Here is a 17,610-nt window from a genome sequence, read left to right as displayed (position 1 = left end):
TTTGAAACCGGCTCAATTCTGATACACATCAGAACGGCTCAGCCAAAACCGACCTAGACTTACATCACTCATTTCGACAAGGCAGTCTCCATGATCACGATGTCTTCCTTCCACGCCATGCTCGTGCCGATCCTCACCGGGATGCTCCTGCTGGCCGTCGGTTTCAACTTCCGTGACAAGAACGCTGGCGTCTTCGCCATGTGGATCGGCATGCTGATGATCCTCGCTACCGTGGTCTACAAGATCCTCGCCAAACTCAACGAATAAATCCGCGCCCGGCTCGCATTGCTTTGGTGGGCCTCGTACACTCCAGCGAATCCGCCCCTTGCGAGGTTGACCGCCTAGTGTTCGCTCGTCTTTTTGCTTTGCCCAGTCTGTTCCTCGTCTGCCTGATGACGCTGCTGCCGCTGGCGCCTGCCCAGGCCGTCGGTTTGCCGGGGCTGCTCAACACCAACAAAGCCCAGCCCGAAGCCCAGGAACCGCTTGGCCAGTCCCTCGACGAAGTCATCAAGTCGCTGGAAAACGACAAGCAACGCGCGCAGTTGCTGACCGATCTCAAAAAGCTGCGCGACGCCACCAAAAAAGCCCAGGCCAGCCCCGAAGAAGGCGTGCTCGGCCTGATCGGCGGCACTCTCGCTAATTTCGAAAAACAATTCACCGGCGCCGACAGCCCGCTCAACCGCTGGGGCAACGAGTTCGACCTGGCCAAGGACGAACTGAGTGCGATGATGCTGCCGGCCAACGAATGGCTGCCAATCATCTTCGGTTTCGCCATGATTCTGATGGTCTGGAGCCTGCTCGCCGCCGCGCTGATCTGGCTCGGTCACCGCGTGCGCATGCGTTTCGGCCTGACCGAAGAGTTGCCGCAACACCCCAAGGCCCTCGACATGCTGCGCTTTGCGCTGCGTAAGCTCGGGCCGTGGCTGATCGCTTTGGTAATGACGGTCTACATGAGCTACGCGCTGCCGTCGTCACTGGGCAAAAGCCTGGCGATGGTGCTGGCCTATGCGCTGGTGGTCGGCACCTGTTTTTCGGCGATCTGCGTGATCGCGTTTTCCCTGCTCGACGGCCCGCACCGCCATCGCGCGCTGTACATCCTGCGTCATCAGGCGTTCCGGCCGCTGTGGCTGATCGGCAGCTTCGCCGCGTTCGGTGAAGCGCTGAATGATCCGCGCCTGATCGAAAGCCTGGGTGTGCATCTGGCCCACACCGCCGCGACTATCGCCAACGTTCTCGCGGCACTGTCGACCGGTCTGTTCATCCTGCGTTTCCGCCGACCGATTGCGCATCTGATCCGCAACCAGCCGCTGTCCCGACGCCTGACCCGCCGCGCCCTCAGCGACACCATCGAAATCCTTGGCACCTTCTGGTACGTGCCGGCGCTGGTGCTGGTCGGCATCTCGCTGTTCGCCACGTTCGTTTCCGCCGGCGACACCAGCACTGCCTTGCGCCAATCGCTGATCTGCACCGTATTGCTGGTGTTGTGCATGGTGATCAACGGCCTCGTGCGCCGTCATTCACTTAAACCGCAACGCGGGCCGAAACGCCACGCGCTCTACTCCGAACGCCTGAAAAGCTTCTTCTACACCCTCGCGCACCTGATGGTCTGGCTGGTCTTTATCGAGCTCGGCCTGCGCGTGTGGGGCCAGTCGCTGATCGGTTTCGCCGAGGGTGAAGGGCATGACGTCAGCGTCAAACTGTTCAGCCTGGCCGGTACGTTGATTTTTTCCTGGCTGATCTGGATCCTCGCCGACACCGCCGTGCACCACGCCCTCACGCGTTCGCGCAAAGGTCTGGCAAATGCCCGCGCACAAACGATGATGCCGCTGATCCGCAACGTGCTGTTCGTGGCGATCTTCATCATCGCGCTGATCGTCGCGCTGGCGAACATGGGCATGAACGTCACGCCACTGCTGGCCGGTGCCGGTGTGATCGGTCTGGCCATCGGTTTCGGTGCGCAGTCGCTGGTCGCGGATTTGATCACCGGCCTGTTCATCATCATCGAAGACTCGCTGGCCATCGATGATTACGTCGATGTCGGCGGCCACCTCGGCACCGTCGAAGGCCTGACCATCCGCACCGTGCGCCTGCGCGACATCGACGGCATCGTTCACACCATCCCGTTCAGCGAAATCAAAAGCATCAAGAACTACTCGCGGGAGTTCGGTTACGCGATCTTCCGCGTGGCGGTGCCGTACAACATGGAAATCGACGACGCGATCAAACTGATGCGCGAAGTCGGGCAGAAGATGCGCACCGATCCGTTGCAGCGACGCAACATCTGGTCGCCGCTGGAGATTCAGGGTGTCGAGAGTTTCGAGTCAGGCAGTGCAATTCTGCGCGCCCGGTTCAAGACCGCGCCGATCAAACAGTGGGAAGTTTCCCGAGCCTTCAACCTGTCGCTCAAACGCCATCTCGACGAAGCCGGACTCGATCTGGCAACCCCGCGCATGAGCGTGCAAGTGATCACTGCCGGTGGCGGTCAGCCGAAGGAATAGCACTCAGGCGCGCGGTTGCAGTCACAGGCAGGGAAGCCCGACAACAATAAGCAAGGAGAAACCCGATGCAACTGACGCGCATTGCCCAAGCCGTTCTACTCGGCCTTTTCGCCAGCCACGCCGGCGCCGCCACGCTGGAAAGCACCCGCACGCAAATCGCCGAACAAGCGCAAAAGCTCGAGCCCGAACTGCTCGAAACCCGCCGCGATATCCACGCCCATCCGGAACTCGGCAACACGGAAAAACGCACCGCAGAGCTGGTCGCCAAACAACTCAAAGCCATGGGCCTGGACGTCAAAACCGGCGTCGCCCGTACCGGCGTGGTTGCCGTCCTCAAAGGCACCCTGCCCGGCCCGACCGTGGCCCTGCGCGCCGACATGGACGCGCTGCCGGTCAAGGAAGTTTCCGACCTGCCGTTCGCCTCAAAAGCCAAAGGCACCTATCTCGACAAAGAAGTCGACGTCATGCACGCCTGCGGCCACGATGCGCACACCGCCATCCTGCTGAGCACGGCGAAAATTCTCACGGGCATGCGCGACACATTGCCCGGCACAGTGGTGTTCTACTTCCAGCCCGCCGAAGAAGGCCCAAGCGACTTCATCCCCGACGGCAAAAACACCTGGGGCGCGAAAATGATGATTGAGGAAGGCGTGATGAAATCACCGAAACCCGATGCGGTCTTCGGCCTGCACGTCTGGGCCGGCGTCCCCGCCGGCCAGATCGCCTACCGCCCAGGCGCCACCCTCGCCAGCTCCGACGACCTGCGCATCAAAATCCTCGGCAAACAAACCCACGCCGGCCGCCCATGGGACGGCATCGACCCGATCACCGTCGGCGCGCAAACCATCGTCGGCCTGCAAACTGTAGTCAGCCGCCGCACCGATATCTCCTCGTACCCGTCAGTGGTCAGCATCGGCACCATCAACGGCGGCACGCGCTACAACATCATTCCCGAATCCGTGGACATGACCGGCACGATCCGCTCCTACGACTACGGCATCCGCCAGAAACTGCATGCCGACGTACGCCAGACCGTGGAAAAAATCGCCGAAAGCGGCGGCGCAAAAGCAGACGTGACCATCATCGAAAAATACGACCCGACCATCAACAACCCGGCACTGACGGAAAAAATGCTGCCGACGTTGAAGTGGGCGGCCAAGGACGATGTGGTGAATGCACCGCTGGTGGGCGGCGCGGAAGACTTCTCGTTCTATGCCAAGGAAGTACCGGGATTGTTTGTCTTTCTCGGCGTAACCCCGAGGGACCAGGACATGAGCAAGGCAGCGCCGAATCACAATCCCGGGTTCTTTGTCGATGAGTCGGCGCTGGTGGTGGGCGTGAGGACATTGGCCTCGTTGGCGACTGATTATTTGTATGCGAATGCGGGGGCTGGCGAGTAGGGTTGAGGTGACTGTGGGAGCGCTTTCGCGAGCAGGCTCGCTCCCACAATTGGACCGTGTGCAGGCTGCCAGAAATTGGTCGGCTGTCAGGCCGCCATCGCTGGCAGGTCGAACCGTCGTACCGCAGCGCCCACAGTTTTAATTTGCGAACACCCCATGCGGCAAAGCCGCCCCACTCAACACAATGAGCGTTAGCTCGAGTACCGCTTTTGATCTTGATCCACGGGCGACGTCGGAAGGCTGAGTGGAGGGATTGATCCGGGGGTGAGAGCGCAGCGACCGTTTGGCGAAGCCAAACACAGCGAGAGGAGGTGCAGCGAAGCAAACCGTAGGCGTTGCGCCCGGATCGATCCCGCAGCGAAGGAACCCCGAGCCCCAGCGAGCGGGCCGCACGCAGGAGCAAGCCTTTTTGGTTACTTTTTCGGCGTCTGGAAAAAGTGACCCGCCGTAAGGGCGGAACCCTGATCAGCAGCACCCGAAGCAACGGATATACCCCCAAAACAATCAAACCACATCAACCCCGACGTGAATCGCATCATGCCGCCAAAACTCCAGATCACAATCAATCAACCGTTCATGCTGATCATAATTAACCCGAGCAATCCGCAACCCCGGGCTCCCCACCGACACCCGCAAAGCCGCCGCCGCATCCACCGACAGTGACGTAGGCACAATCTCAAACCGCACCCGCCCATAGTGCAAATCGTAATGCCGCGCATACAACTCGGTAATCGACTGATTCAAATCAAACTCAAGAATCCCCGGAAAAAACTGCGGATTCAAATAGTGCTCCACATACAACACCAACCGCCCATCAATGCGCCGCGACCGACAAATCTGAATCACACTCGACAACGCCGGCAGTTGCAACCAGGCACACACCGCCGCAGAAGCCGGCTGCAAACGCGCCGAAATCACCTCGGTCGACGGCACCCGCCCCTGCGCACTGACCATCGCGTGAAAGTGACTGCGTTGCATCAAGTTGTACGCCAGACGCGGCGGCGACACGAACCAGCCGCGCCGTTCCTCGCGATAAATCTGTCCCTGCGCCTCCAACTGCAACAACGCCTCACGCACGGTAATCCGCGTCGTGCCGAACAGCTCACTGAGCTTGCGCTCGGCCGGCAACTTGCTGCCCGCCGCCAACAAGCCGTGGTCGAGTTGCTCTTGCAACACCTGGCCAATCGCTGTCACCGCTTTTGTTGCCTCATCGCGCATCAACGTTACCTATCTGGACTAGACCAGCACTGTTTCGGGGCAAAACCGCACGGCGATCAAGCCGTTTTCTGATGTTGCAAGCCTAGGCAGTGCAGATGACCGAGAGATGACAAAACTACCGAACGGTCGTCTTCATGACTTGCAATACATCGGCCAATTCCCTGCCCTGCGGGGCTTTGAGCATGGTCTACGCTTACTTGGCAGCCGCCGATACCGGGCAAATAAACGGCCTCCCGCAGGGCTGCCGACATCAAAGTGTCATCCAGCCCGCTTAAATTGGCTCAGGTATTGCTGACCTAGACCAACACACACCGCAATCGCAGCGTTGAACACGACCAAGGAGCTTCGGAATGAAACAGCTTTTCCTGGCAACACTGTTAGGCTCGACCATTGCAATGTGCACCTCCGCCATGGCGGCCGGCACCGATCTGAAAACCCTCGAAGCCGCTGCGAAAGCGGAAGGCGCCGTCAACAGCGTCGGCATGCCCGATGACTGGGCCAACTGGAAAGGCACTTGGGAAGACCTGGCCAAAACCTACGGCCTCAAGCACATCGACACCGACATGAGCTCGGCCCAGGAAATCGCCAAGTTCGCTGCAGAAAAAGACAACGCCACCGCTGACATCGGCGACGTCGGCGCCGCTTTCGGCCCGATCGCGGTCAAGCAAGGCGTGGTGCAGCCGTACAAACCAAGCACCTGGGATCAAGTCCCGGACTGGGCCAAGGACAAGGACGGCAACTGGGCACTGGCCTACACCGGCACCATCGCCTTCATCGTCAACAAAAAGCTGCTGCACGGTTCCGAAGTACCGACCAAATGGGCTGACCTCAAGGGCGGCAAATACAAGGTATCCATCGGTGACGTGAGCACCGCTGCACAAGCCGCCAACGGTGTACTCGCGGCGGCACTGGCCAACGGTGGCGACGAGAAAAACATCAAGCCGGCGCTGCTGCTGTTCGCCGACATCGCCAAGCAAGGTCGCCTGTCGATGGCCAACCCGACCATCGCCACCATGGAAAAAGGCGAGATCGAAGTCGGTGTGGTCTGGGACTTCAACGGCCTCAGCTACAAAGCCAAGATGGCCAACCCGGATGACTACGTGGTGCTGATCCCGTCCGACGGTTCGGTGATTTCCGGTTACACCACGATCATCAACAAATACGCGAAAAACCCGAACGCCGCCAAGCTGACCCGCGAATACATCTTCAGCGACGCCGGCCAGACCAACCTCGCTCGTGGCAACGCCCGTCCGATCCGCGCCGAGCACCTGCAACTGCCGGAAGACGTGAAGGCCAAGCTGCTGCCGAACGAGCAGTACAAAAAGGTCACCCCGATCAAAGACGCCGATGCGTGGGAAAAGACTTCCAAGGCCCTGCCACAGCAGTGGAACGAAGAAGTCATCGTAGAGATGAAATAAACCGGCTGATCACTACTGCGTGATCTGTTGAAGATCCAAATGTGGGAGCGAGCCTGCTCGCGAAGGCGTCGTGTCAGTCGACATCAATGTTGAATGATCTGCCGCATTCGCGAGCAGGCTCGCTCCCACAGGGGATCTCGGCTGAATCTGAAATTTCCTGTTTCGCGGAGTTTTTGCCCCTATGAAGCACAACGTCATCCTTGTCGTGCTCGACGGCCTCAACTACGAGGTCGCGCGTCACGCCATGGGGCATCTGCAGGCTTATGTTGGCGCAGGACGCGCCGCGCTCTACCAGTTGGAGTGCGAGCTGCCGGCCCTGTCCCGACCGCTTTATGAATGCATCCTCACCGGCGTGCCGCCGATCGACAGCGGCATCGTCCACAACAACGTTTCGCGCCTGTCCAATCAGCGCAGCATTTATCACTATGCCCGCGACGCCGGTTTGAAAACCGCAGCGGCGGCGTATCACTGGGTCAGCGAGCTGTATAACCATTCGCCGTTCGTGGCGGCACGCGACCGCCACACCGACAATCTGTCGCTGCCGATCCAGCACGGGCATTTCTACTGGAGCGATCACTACCCGGATTCGCACCTGTTCGCCGACGCCGAAAACCTGCGTCTGCGCCACGATCCGAACTTCCTGCTGATCCACCCGATGAACATCGACGACGCCGGACACAAGCACGGCCTCGACTCTTCGCAATACCGCAACAGCGCGCGCTTCGCCGACATCATCCTCGCCGACTACCTGCAGAGCTGGCTCGACGCTGGTTATCAGGTATTGGTGACCGCCGACCACGGCATGAACAATGACCGCTCGCACAACGGCCTGTTGCCGGAAGAACGCCAGGTGCCGCTGTTTGTCCTCGGTGATGCGTTCAGCCTCAACGCTGATGCCGCACCGAAGCAGACGGAAATCTGCGGCACCGTCTGCGAACTGCTCGGTGCGCCCCACGACAAACCTGTGTGCCGGGAGCTGCTCAAGTGAATTCCATGACTCGCGGCAAATGGCTGGCGGCGTTGTGCCTGGTGCCCTTCGCACTGTTCTTTATCGTCTTCGAAATCGCCCCGCTGGTCTGGGTGATGATCAACAGCCTGCAATCGGAAGAGTTCGGTTGGGGCATCGAAAACTTCACCAAGATCTTCAGCTCGAAATTCTATTTACAGGCCATCCAGTACAGCCTCGAAATCAGTTTCTGGTCGAGCGTGTTCGGCATCATCATCGCCGTACTCGGCGCGTATTCGCTACGCCGGGTTGACTCGAAACTGCGCAACTTTGTGAACGCCTTCGCCAACATGACCAGCAACTTTGCCGGTGTGCCTTTGGCGTTCGCGTTCATCATCCTGCTCGGGTTCAACGGCAGCATCACCATCATGTTGAAGCAGTCGGGGATCATTCAGGACTTCAACCTGTACTCGAAAACCGGGTTGATCATTCTCTACACCTACTTCCAGATTCCCCTCGGCGTGTTGCTGCTTTATCCGGCTTTCGACGCCTTGCGTGAAGACTGGCGCGAGTCCGCCGCACTGCTCGGGGCCAATGGCTGGCAGTTCTGGCGGTACATCGGTTTGCCAGTACTGACCCCGGCGTTGCTCGGTACGTTCGTGATCCTGCTGGCCAACGCCCTCGGCGCCTACGCCACGGTTTACGCCCTGACTACCGGCAACTTCAACGTCCTGCCGATCCGTATCGCAGCAATGGTCTCCGGCGATATTTCCCTCGATCCGAATCTGGCCAGCGCTTTGGCCGTAGTGTTGGTGGCACTGATGACCATCGTCACCGTCGTGCATCAACTGCTGTTGAAGAGGAGCTACCATGTCTCGCGCTGAATCCGGCCCGGCCGGCCTCTACCACCGCGTCGTGGTTTACCTGCTGTTCGCGATCCTTTTGCTGCCGCTGGCAGGCACGCTGGTCTACTCGATCGCCAGCAGTTGGTCGGCGACCATCCTGCCCAGTGGTTTCACCTTCAAGTGGTACATCCAGCTGTGGAGCGATCCGCGTTTCCTTCATGCATTCGGCCAGTCGCTGCTGGTGTGCGTCGGTGCGCTGGTGTTGTCGGTGGTGCTGATCCTGCCGCTGCTGTTCGTCGTGCATTACCACTTCCCGAAACTCGATGCGCTGATGAACATTCTGATCCTGCTGCCTTTCGCGGTGCCGCCGGTGGTGTCGTCGGTGGGCCTGTTGCAGCTCTACGGCTCCGGGCCGATGGCGATGGTCGGCACGCCGTGGATCCTGATCGGTTGCTACTTCACCGTAGCGCTGCCGTTCATGTACCGGGCGATCACCAACAACCTGCAAGCGATCAACCTGCGTGACCTGATGGACGCGGCGCAACTGCTCGGCGCCAGCACCTTTCAGGCGGCGTTCCTGGTGGTGCTACCCAACCTGCGCAAAGGCCTGATGGTCGCGTTGCTGCTGTCGTTCTCGTTCCTCTTCGGTGAGTTCGTCTTTGCCAACATTCTGGTCGGCACACGCTACGAAACCCTGCAGGTTTACCTGAACAACATGCGCAACAGCAGCGGCCACTTCACCAGTGCGCTGGTCATTTCGTACTTCTTTTTCGTGCTGGTCCTGACCTGGATCGCCAACATCTTGAACAAGGACAAAAGCGAATGAGCTATGTCAGCGTCCAACACCTGCAGAAAAACTACGCGGGCACCACGGTGTTCAGCGACATCAACTGCGAAATCAACAAAGGCGAATTCGTCACCCTCCTCGGCCCGTCCGGTTGCGGCAAGTCGACTCTGCTGCGTTGTATCGCCGGGCTGACGCCGGTCGATGGCGGCAAGATCCTGCTCGATGGCGTCGATATCGTGCCGTTGAGTCCGCAGAAACGCGGGATCGGCATGGTGTTCCAGAGCTACGCGCTGTTTCCCAACATGACCGTCGAGCAAAACGTCGCCTTCGGTTTGCGCATGCAGAAGGTCAACGCCGAAGACAGTCATAAACGCGTTACCGAAGTGTTGAAACTGGTTGAACTGAACGACTTCGCCAGCCGCTACCCACATCAATTATCCGGCGGCCAATGTCAGCGTGTGGCCCTCGCCCGTTCGCTGGTGACCCGCCCGCGCCTGCTGCTGCTGGATGAGCCGCTGTCGGCACTCGATGCACGAATTCGTAAACACCTGCGCGAACAGATCCGCCAGATTCAGCGCGAACTCGGCCTGACGACGATCTTCGTCACACACGATCAGGAAGAAGCGCTGACCATGTCTGACCGGATTTTCCTGATGAATCAGGGAAAAATCGTACAGAGCGGCGACGCCGAAACCCTCTACACCGCGCCCGTCGATGTGTTCGCCGCCGGCTTCATCGGCAACTACAACCTGCTCGACGCCGAAGCCGCGTCGAAGCTGTTGCAACGCCCGATCAATCATCGCGTCGCCATTCGCCCGGAAGCCATCGAACTGAGCCTCAACGGCGAACTCGATGCGCAGATCCGCAGCCACAGCCTGCTCGGCAACGTCATCCGTTACAGGATCGAGGCGCGCGGCGTGGAACTGGTGGTGGATGTGCTCAACCGCTCGGCCGCCGATCTGCATCCCGATGGTCAGCGTCTGGCGCTTTCCATCGATCCGACAGCCCTGTGTGAGGTAGCCTGATGACTTTGCTGACGTTGAAGAGAGAACTGCACTGATGGCCCTGGCAATTTTTGATCTGGACGAAACGTTGATCCACGGCGACTGCGCCACCCTCTGGAGCGAGCAGATGGGGCGCCTCGGCTGGGTCGATCCCGAGTCGTTCATGCGCAGGAACAATGAGCTGATGGACGCCTACAGCCATGGCAAATTGCGCATGGAAGACTACATGGAATTCAGCCTGGAGCCGTTGATCGGACGTACCCCGGAAGAAGTCGAGCATCTGGTCGGGCCGTGGGTGGAAGACTTCATCGAACCGATCATCTTCAGCGATGCGACGAAAACCATCGCCGCCCACCGCAAGGCCGGCGACCGGATTCTGGTGATCTCGGCGTCGGGCACGCACCTGGTCAAACCGATTGCAGATCGACTGGGCATTGATGAAGTTCTCGGTATCGAACTGGAAGTCGCGCATGGCGTGTACAGCGGCCACACCGTTGGCACCCTGACCTACCGGGAAGGCAAGATCACCCGTTTGCTGGAATGGCTGGATGCTGAAGAGGAAAACCTGGAAGGCGCGAGTTTTTATTCCGACTCGCGCAATGATCTGCCGTTGTTGCTGAAAGTGGATTTCCCGCACGTCGTCAACCCGGATCCGGTGCTGCTTGAGCACGCCGAAAAATCCGGCTGGCCGATCCACCTCTGGAAATGACAAAGATTTAATCTGCAATTGCAGACAGGCTGACATCCCAAACCTGAGTTCAACTCGATGCCTCAGGTCGATGTAGCCCGGCAGAACAACCCGGTCAGTCCCCTCTCCCTTTGGGAGAGGGTTAGGGTGAGGGGCTTCTCCTGCAAGTCAGCTCAGACTTTCGTCAATCACCAATACCAATTTTCCAGAAACGGTATTACTCGCCAACTCGGCAAACGCCGCCTCGGCATCCTTCACCGAAAACACCTTGGCCAGTTGCGGACTCAACCGCCCTTCGGCAAACAGCGGCCACACCTGCTGGCCCAGATCACTCAACAAATCCGCCTTGAACTGATCATCACGGCTGCGCAACGTCGAGCCGAGCAACTGCACACGCTTGGCCAATACCTGTGCCAGGTCCAGTTTCGCCTCACGGCCGCCCATCAAACCGATCAGCACCCAACGCCCATCCAGCGCCATCAGCTTGAGATTCAACGCCGAATAATTGCCACCCACCGGATCGAGAATCACATTGAACGGCCCGAAATCACGCAGGCTCTCCAGATCATCGGTGCGCACCACCCCGCCCTGCGCGCCCAGCGCCTCGCAATACGCCAAACGCTCGGCCGAACCGACGCTGACCCAACACGGATTGCCAAACGCCTTGCACAACTGAATGGCGGCTGAACCGATTCCACTTGCGCCGGCGTGCAAGAGAACTTTCTCACCCGGTTTGAGCGCCGCAAGTTGAAACACATTCAGCCAGACTGTTGCGTAAACCTCGGGCAATGCCGCCGCCTCGATCAGCGAGACGCCTTCGGGAACCGGCAGCACGTGCCGTCCGTCGACCACCACCTCTTCGGCCATCCCGCCCCCGGCCAGCAGGGCGCAAACCCGATCGCCGACTTGCCAGGCACTGCCCGCGCCGACCTCGCTGATGACCCCGGAGCACTCAAGACCGAGCACTTGGCTGGCCCCTGGTGGCGGCGGATAGAGCCCTGCTTTCTGTAATAAATCGGCGCGATTAAGGCCAGCTGCCGCCACTCGAATGCGGACTTGTCCTACATCACACGTAGGACTCGGCTCTTCAACCCATGCCACTTGACCGTCAACGCCTTGCAATGCCTTCACAGTGCCTCCATAGTGAGTCTGGACTGAGCCCGAAGCTGTAGCGCCGGGCTTTTTGCATTATGCGACCGGCTCTCGTAGAACCGGCGACTTCAAAGACGGCCTAATATGCGTTATCAATTGTCCCCGCGTCGAATCAGCATGAAGCATTTGCTCCCCAGCACCGCCCTCGCTCTTTTCATCGGTATCGGTTTGTTGCCGGTGTCGGGCAATACATTCGCAGCCAACAGCTGGGACAAATTGCAGCCTGATCGCGATGAAGTCATCGCCAGCCTGAACGTCGTCGAGTTGCTCAAGCGTCACCACTACAGCAAGCCGCCGCTCGACGATGCGCGCTCGGTGATCATCTATGACAGCTACATCAAGCTGCTGGATCCGTCGCGCAGCTACTTCATGGCCAGCGACATCGCCGAATTCGACAAGTGGAAGACCCAGTTCGACGACTTTCTCAAAAGCGGCGACCTCAACGCCGGGTTCACCATCTACAAGCGCTATCTGGACCGCGTCAAGGCGCGTCTGGACTTCGCCCTTGTCGAGCTGAACAAAGGCGTCGACAAGATGGACTTCACCACCAAGGAGACCTTGCTGATCGATCGCAAGGACGCCCCTTGGCTCAAATCCATCGCTGAGCTCGACGACCTGTGGCGCAAACGCGTCAAGGACGAAGTGTTGCGGATGAAGATCGCCGGCAAAGAGCCGAAGCAGATCCAGGAAACCCTGACCAAGCGCTACAAGAACCAGTTGGCGCGCCTGGACCAGACCCGTCCGGAAGACATCTTCCAGGCCTACATCAACACCTTCGCCATGTCCTACGATCCGCACACCAACTATCTGTCGCCGGATAACGCGGAAAACTTCGACATCAACATGAGCCTGTCCCTCGAGGGCATCGGTGCCGTGTTGCAGAGCGACAACGACCAGGTGAAAGTCGTACGTCTGGTGCCGGCAGGCCCGGCTGACAAGACTAAACAAGTCGCCCCGGCCGACAAGATCATCGGCGTTGCCCAAGGCAACAAAGAGATGGTCGACGTGGTCGGCTGGCGTCTGGACGAAGTGGTCAAACTGATCCGTGGTCCGAAAGGCACCGTGGTGCGTCTGGAAGTAATTCCGGCGAGCAACGCGCCGAACGACCAGACCACCAAGATCGTGCCGATCACCCGTGAAGCGGTGAAGCTCGAAGACCAGGCCGTGAAGAAGTCCATCCTCAGCCTGAAACAGGACGGCAAGGACTACAAACTCGGCGTGATCGAGATCCCGGCCTTCTACCTCGACTTCAAGGCGTTCCGTGCCGGTGATCCGGACTACAAGAGCACCACCCGTGACGTCAAGAAACTGCTGACCGAACTGCAGAAAGACAAAGTCGACGGCGTGGTCATCGACTTGCGCAACAACGGTGGCGGCTCCCTGCAGGAAGCTACCGAGCTGACCAGCCTGTTCATCGACAAAGGCCCGACCGTACTTGTGCGTAACGCCGATGGTCGCGTCGACGTACTCGAAGATGAAAACCCGGGCGCGTTCTACAAAGGTCCGATGGCACTCCTGGTCAACCGCTTGTCCGCCTCGGCTTCGGAGATTTTCGCCGGCGCCATGCAGGACTACCACCGCGCGCTGATCATCGGTGGCCAGACCTTCGGTAAAGGCACCGTGCAGACCATTCAGCCGCTGAACCATGGCGAACTGAAACTGACGCTGGCCAAGTTCTACCGGGTATCCGGGCAGAGCACCCAGCATCAGGGCGTGTTGCCGGACATCGACTACCCGTCGCTGATCGACACCAAGGAAATCGGCGAGAGCGCTCTGCCGGAAGCCATGCCGTGGGACACCATCCGCGCGGCAATCAAACCGGCGGCCGATCCGTTCAAGCCATTCCTGGCCCAGCTCAAGTCCGAACATGACACGCGCACCGCCAAGGATGCCGAGTTCGTGTTCATCCGTGACAAGCTGGCCCTGGCGCAGAAACTGATGGAAGAAAAAACCGTCAGCCTCAACGAAGCCGAGCGCCGTGCCCAGCACAACGACATCGACGCCAAGCAACTGGCGATGGAAAACATCCGTCGCAAAGCCAAAGGCGAAGAGCCGCTCAAAGAGCTGAAGAAAGAAGACGACGACGCGCTCGCGGCTGCCGACCCGGACAAGGTCAAACCAGAAGACGACGCCTACCTGAGCGAAACCGGGCGTGTGCTGCTGGATTACCTGAAGCTGAGCAATCAGGTGGCCAAGAAGTAAGATGATGGCAATTTAGTGCTGACGATCCCCGGATCGTCATCAAACAGTCATCATTCTGTCGTGCAATAAAGGACTGGGAGCCACTCTCTTCATCGAGAGCGCTCCCAGTCCTTTTTTTATCGCCAGAGATTGCCATGACCACGACCGAACAGCTGAGTGCCTTGAGCTCGATCCTGACTCAAAGCGGTTTACACAGCCTGTTCCAGCCGATCATCAGCCTCTCCGAACGGCGTATTCTTGGCTATGAAGCCCTCACCCGTGGCCCGTCCAACAGCCCTCTTCACTCGCCGATCGCACTGTTCGCCGTAGCGCGTCAGGCTGGACGTTTGAGCGAACTGGAAATCGCCTGCCGGCAAAGCGCTTGCCGTCGCTTCAACGAGCAGCAACTGCCGGGCAAACTGTTTCTCAACGTCTCGCCCGAGTCGTTACTCGAAGCTGCGCACCAACCAGGGCGCACGTTGCAGTTGCTGCAGGATTTCGGCATTCCACCCAGTCAGGTCGTCATCGAGCTGACTGAACAAACACCGATCGATGATTTCCAGTTACTGCAAACGGCCTTGCATCACTATCGGGCGATGGGTTTTTCCATTGCGCTGGATGATCTCGGGGCCGGTTATTCGAGCCTGCGGTTATGGTCCGAACTGCGCCCGGACTATGTGAAGATCGACCGGCACTTCATTGACGGCATTCATCAGGATGCGCTGAAACGAGAGTTTGTCGGCTCGATCCTGCAAATCGCCAAAGCCTCGCGCGCGCAAGTCATCGCCGAAGGTATCGAACTGCCGGAAGAACTCGCGGTACTGACTGAAATGGGCGTCGATCTGGTGCAGGGTTACTTGCTCGGTCGCCCCCAGGAACACCCGCCCCGCGATGCCCGCGCCTTGATGCCCAAACACGACAGCAGCAGCGTTGCGCTGAACGACGAGGGCAGCGACCTCAGCGCCCTGCTCAACGACCAGCCGGCGGTCCATCGCGATACACCGACCGCCACTGTGCTGGAAGCCTTTCGTCGCCAGGCCAACCTCAACTCACTGGCGGTGCTAGACGAACAAGGCCAACCCTGCGGTATCGTCCACCGCCATTCCTTGTCGGATGCCCTGCTGAAACCGTTCGCCACCGACCTGTTCGCGCGCAAACCGATCAGCCGCCTGATGAACGATGATTTCCTCGCCGTGGAAATGAGTCAGTCGCTGCAACAGGTCAGCCGCCTGATCACCAGCCGCGCCCGCCAGCGCATCGAAGAGGACTTCATCATTACTCTTAACGGCGGCTACCTGGGCCTCGGCCGGGTGATCGACGTGCTCAAGCTGATCACCGAGCTAAAGATCCAGCAGGCTCGTTATGCCAACCCGCTGACTTTGTTGCCGGGTAATGTGCCGATTCAGCAATGCCTGACGCGGTTGCTGCAGCAGGGGCGCGAATCGGTCATCTGCTACGTCGACATCGACAGTTTCAAACCCTTCAACGATATCTACGGCTACGGGCGTGGTGACGAAGTGTTGCTGTGTCTGGCGCAATGCCTCAACGAGCGGGTAGACCCGACCCGTGACTTCGTTGGCCATATTGGCGGCGACGATTTCCTCCTCGTTCTCGGCCCGGAAGAGTGGCGTAAACGTCTTAATCAACTGCTTGATGACTTTCAGAGTCAGTGCCGACGTTTCTACCGGCCAGAACACCTTGAGGCGGGATGTTTTATTGCGCCGAATCGCCAAGGGGTGCGGCAGGAGTTTCCGCTGTTGTCGCTTTCCATTGGCGTGGTGCATCTACACCCCGAAGCCTGTGCGCAACTCGACGCTAGTCAGCTTGCGGAAATGGCCTCGCAGGCGAAGCATCATGCGAAGAATGTTCCGGGGTATAGCGTGCATGTGATTGATAGTCTTTCCATGTCTAACCTCCATCAATCACAGTTAATTGGGCAACGCTGATTTCTTCAACTGCACGAAACGACTAGACCATTCAAAGTCACCATTGAGTTTGATCTTCAAGGCTCGCGCGAAGCAAATCATCCTTCCACGACTCACTGGCGATCTCATATACATGTTCAAAAAAACCACGGGAGTCTATTATTTCCGTCTCGTCCCATGCGAGCACTCTCGGATCATCATAGTCACTCTCAAACTCTCCAGAAAAATCAAAACGAGTATCCTGCAAATGGCTTTCAAGGAGTTTATAAATCAAAAATCTATGACGATAGGTTAAATAATCAAATTCAGGAATAATGAATTTTTTAATTATTTCCTGTTGATCCTCATACTTATTAGGATCGTAAACCCACAATGCTTTACCAAGCGTTTCTTCCCGATCGTAAATCGATATTCCACTCAAAACATGAGAGAGCCGCGGCTTATATGGAAACTTTGTAAATGGCTGCATCAACATAACTTCACCTATCTCGGAAAACCAGTAAATGGCCGCTTAATATCTCGCTTATCAAACTTCACTTCTGCCCCATCCAAGCTATCTATATAACGAGGATTGCTTAGATCTCTTGTATTGGGCTTGTAGCCACGGCCTGCCCCTGGCAGCTTCATCCTAACAATAGGGTTTTGGTCAGCATCATATCCTGTCGGCTCAGGATTTTTTTTATGCATTCTAGATAAAGCAAAATGCAACGCTCGAAATTGCATCATCCAACTACTGAATTGAGAGCTCGGGCCCACCATCCCTCTAACGCCTTTTTTGTTGGATGCGAGCCGTCTATTGACCTCTGCTTTAAAGCCGCATCATCAATCTCTGGCCCATGTTTTTCTACTGAGTGCATTCTGTATTGTCTGTTCCAAGCTAATACCTGACGCTTCGCTTCAGCTTCATTTTGCGGCCCATCTTTGCCAACAGCCGGAACGACAGGTAACCCTTGATTTACATTAGGCTTGTTAGCCTGAATTGGTACTGAGCACTTCTGGTTCTTATTTTTTTTGGGTGGCGGGCAATTCGAGTTCAATCCCAACGGATCCACCCACCCCGTCGGATTCGGCACGTACTGGTACTGATTCAACCCACCGGCCAACTTGATCGGATCCGGCGTCAGATACCGCCCCAGCCGCGGGTCGTAATACCGGTGGCGGTTGTAATGCAGTCCGCTTTCCGCATCGAAGTACTGCCCCTGAAAGCGCAGCGGCTGGTTCAGGTAGTCGTTGCCGGCCAGGGTCAGTGCGGCGACTTTGCCGTAGGCGTCGTATTGCGCCGACCAGACGATGTCGCCGCTGTAGTCGGTGAGTTCCTGCGGGGTACCGAGGTGGTCGAGCTGGTAGTAGAACGGGCAGGCTTTTTTCGGGCCTTTGCCGTCGAGCAGCGCCAGCGGACGGAAGGTGCCGGGTTCGTAGACGTAGCTGCGGTATTCGCTTTCGCTGCTCTCGGCGACGAGGTGATCGCCTTGCCAGAAGAACTCGGTGGTGACGTCGCCGACGGTTTTGCTGATGCGTCGGCCGAAGGCGTCGTAGCGGTAACTGGCG

14 protein-coding genes and 2 pseudogenes are annotated in these 17,610 nt (G+C 58.3%); 12 read left to right on the top strand and 4 right to left on the bottom strand.

Annotated features, from left to right (window positions below; translation table 11 throughout):
• Positions 1 to 90 precede the first annotated feature (90 nt).
• The 3 genes from L8H52_RS27970 (at position 91) to L8H52_RS27960 (ending at position 3,898) form a co-directional block, all read left to right on the top strand.
• Positions 91 to 267, top strand: coding sequence for a hypothetical protein (locus L8H52_RS27970; protein ID WP_242209771.1), 177 nt, complete (start codon positions 91 to 93; stop codon positions 265 to 267).
• Positions 268 to 344: 77 nt separating this feature from the next.
• Positions 345 to 2,498: a mechanosensitive ion channel domain-containing protein gene (locus L8H52_RS27965; protein ID WP_242209770.1), complete on the top strand. Its 2,154-nt coding sequence runs from the start codon at positions 345 to 347 to the stop codon at positions 2,496 to 2,498.
• A gap of 65 nt (positions 2,499 to 2,563) precedes the next feature.
• Positions 2,564 to 3,898, top strand: a complete 1,335-nt coding sequence (locus L8H52_RS27960) for an amidohydrolase (protein WP_242209764.1) — start codon at positions 2,564 to 2,566, stop codon at positions 3,896 to 3,898.
• A gap of 504 nt (positions 3,899 to 4,402) precedes the next feature.
• On the opposite strand, the gene L8H52_RS27955 is transcribed toward L8H52_RS27960, so the two are convergent.
• Complete coding sequence (locus tag L8H52_RS27955; protein WP_064121017.1) at positions 4,403 to 5,116, bottom strand: UTRA domain-containing protein; 714 nt, start codon at positions 5,114 to 5,116, stop codon at positions 4,403 to 4,405.
• Positions 5,117 to 5,466: 350 nt separating this feature from the next.
• Between L8H52_RS27955 and L8H52_RS27950 the strand changes: the two genes are divergently transcribed.
• From L8H52_RS27950 to L8H52_RS27920, 7 genes and pseudogenes are all read left to right on the top strand, one after another.
• On the top strand, positions 5,467 to 6,534 hold the full coding sequence (locus tag L8H52_RS27950; protein ID WP_007916337.1) for an ABC transporter substrate-binding protein: 1,068 nt from the start codon (positions 5,467 to 5,469) through the stop codon (positions 6,532 to 6,534).
• Positions 6,535 to 6,575: 41 nt separating this feature from the next.
• Positions 6,576 to 6,665 (top strand): annotated as a pseudogene (locus L8H52_RS30550) (metal ABC transporter ATP-binding protein); the annotation flags it as partial.
• Positions 6,666 to 6,715: 50 nt separating this feature from the next.
• Positions 6,716 to 7,522 (top strand): alkaline phosphatase family protein, encoded by an 807-nt coding sequence (locus tag L8H52_RS27940; RefSeq protein WP_242209762.1) that lies wholly within the window; start codon positions 6,716 to 6,718, stop codon positions 7,520 to 7,522.
• Positions 7,519 to 8,364 (top strand): ABC transporter permease subunit, encoded by an 846-nt coding sequence (locus tag L8H52_RS27935; protein WP_242209758.1) that lies wholly within the window; start codon positions 7,519 to 7,521, stop codon positions 8,362 to 8,364. Before L8H52_RS27940 ends, L8H52_RS27935 begins: the two co-directional genes overlap by 4 nt.
• A complete protein-coding gene (locus L8H52_RS27930; protein WP_034156555.1) occupies positions 8,351 to 9,151 on the top strand; it encodes an ABC transporter permease in 801 nt (266 codons plus the stop codon). Before L8H52_RS27935 ends, L8H52_RS27930 begins: the two co-directional genes overlap by 14 nt.
• On the top strand, positions 9,148 to 10,137 hold the full coding sequence (locus tag L8H52_RS27925; protein WP_242209757.1) for an ABC transporter ATP-binding protein: 990 nt from the start codon (positions 9,148 to 9,150) through the stop codon (positions 10,135 to 10,137). Before L8H52_RS27930 ends, L8H52_RS27925 begins: the two co-directional genes overlap by 4 nt.
• Before the next feature lie 34 nt (positions 10,138 to 10,171).
• Positions 10,172 to 10,825, top strand: coding sequence for an HAD family hydrolase (locus L8H52_RS27920; protein WP_242209756.1), 654 nt, complete (start codon positions 10,172 to 10,174; stop codon positions 10,823 to 10,825).
• A gap of 147 nt (positions 10,826 to 10,972) precedes the next feature.
• Here L8H52_RS27920 and L8H52_RS27915 read toward each other — a convergent pair whose 3' ends face one another.
• Positions 10,973 to 11,935 (bottom strand): zinc-binding dehydrogenase, encoded by a 963-nt coding sequence (locus tag L8H52_RS27915; protein ID WP_242209752.1) that lies wholly within the window; start codon positions 11,933 to 11,935, stop codon positions 10,973 to 10,975.
• 138 nt (positions 11,936 to 12,073) lie between these two features.
• On the opposite strand from L8H52_RS27915, the gene L8H52_RS27910 reads away from it, so the two are divergent.
• Entirely contained in the window at positions 12,074 to 14,158 is a 2,085-nt protein-coding gene (locus L8H52_RS27910) for a carboxy terminal-processing peptidase (protein WP_242209751.1), read from the top strand.
• A gap of 134 nt (positions 14,159 to 14,292) precedes the next feature.
• On the top strand, positions 14,293 to 16,083 hold the full coding sequence (locus L8H52_RS27905; protein WP_242209749.1) for a bifunctional diguanylate cyclase/phosphodiesterase: 1,791 nt from the start codon (positions 14,293 to 14,295) through the stop codon (positions 16,081 to 16,083).
• A gap of 37 nt (positions 16,084 to 16,120) precedes the next feature.
• Here L8H52_RS27905 and L8H52_RS27900 read toward each other — a convergent pair whose 3' ends face one another.
• Both L8H52_RS27900 and L8H52_RS30475 read right to left on the bottom strand, forming a co-directional pair.
• Entirely contained in the window at positions 16,121 to 16,537 is a 417-nt protein-coding gene (locus L8H52_RS27900) for a hypothetical protein (protein ID WP_242209747.1), read from the bottom strand.
• A gap of 8 nt (positions 16,538 to 16,545) precedes the next feature.
• Positions 16,546 to 17,610: pseudogene (locus tag L8H52_RS30475) on the bottom strand (RHS repeat-associated core domain-containing protein); the annotation flags it as partial.

This window comes from Pseudomonas sp. CROZ-RG-20F-R04-15 (assembly GCF_022662375.1).
Lineage (GTDB): Bacteria > Pseudomonadota > Gammaproteobacteria > Pseudomonadales > Pseudomonadaceae > Aquipseudomonas.
The sequence above is the reverse complement of the archived record's forward strand: the minus strand, read 5'-3'. Positions and strand labels throughout refer to the sequence as shown.

Excerpts from the sequence above, each read along its gene's own strand:
- L8H52_RS27970 (WP_242209771.1), top strand. The coding sequence starts at position 91 with ATGATCACGATGTCTTCCTTCCACGCCATGCTCGTGCCGATCCTCACC.
- L8H52_RS27960 (WP_242209764.1), top strand. The coding sequence starts at position 2,564 with ATGCAACTGACGCGCATTGCCCAAGCCGTTCTACTCGGCCTTTTCGCC.
- L8H52_RS27955 (WP_064121017.1), bottom strand. The coding sequence starts at position 5,116 with ATGCGCGATGAGGCAACAAAAGCGGTGACAGCGATTGGCCAGGTGTTG.
- L8H52_RS27950 (WP_007916337.1), top strand. The coding sequence starts at position 5,467 with ATGAAACAGCTTTTCCTGGCAACACTGTTAGGCTCGACCATTGCAATG.
- L8H52_RS27940 (WP_242209762.1), top strand. The coding sequence starts at position 6,716 with ATGAAGCACAACGTCATCCTTGTCGTGCTCGACGGCCTCAACTACGAG.
- L8H52_RS27930 (WP_034156555.1), top strand. The coding sequence starts at position 8,351 with ATGTCTCGCGCTGAATCCGGCCCGGCCGGCCTCTACCACCGCGTCGTG.
- L8H52_RS27925 (WP_242209757.1), top strand. The coding sequence starts at position 9,148 with ATGAGCTATGTCAGCGTCCAACACCTGCAGAAAAACTACGCGGGCACC.
- L8H52_RS27920 (WP_242209756.1), top strand. The coding sequence starts at position 10,172 with ATGGCCCTGGCAATTTTTGATCTGGACGAAACGTTGATCCACGGCGAC.
- L8H52_RS27910 (WP_242209751.1), top strand. The coding sequence starts at position 12,074 with ATGAAGCATTTGCTCCCCAGCACCGCCCTCGCTCTTTTCATCGGTATC.
- L8H52_RS27905 (WP_242209749.1), top strand. The coding sequence starts at position 14,293 with ATGACCACGACCGAACAGCTGAGTGCCTTGAGCTCGATCCTGACTCAA.
- L8H52_RS27900 (WP_242209747.1), bottom strand. The coding sequence starts at position 16,537 with ATGTTGATGCAGCCATTTACAAAGTTTCCATATAAGCCGCGGCTCTCT.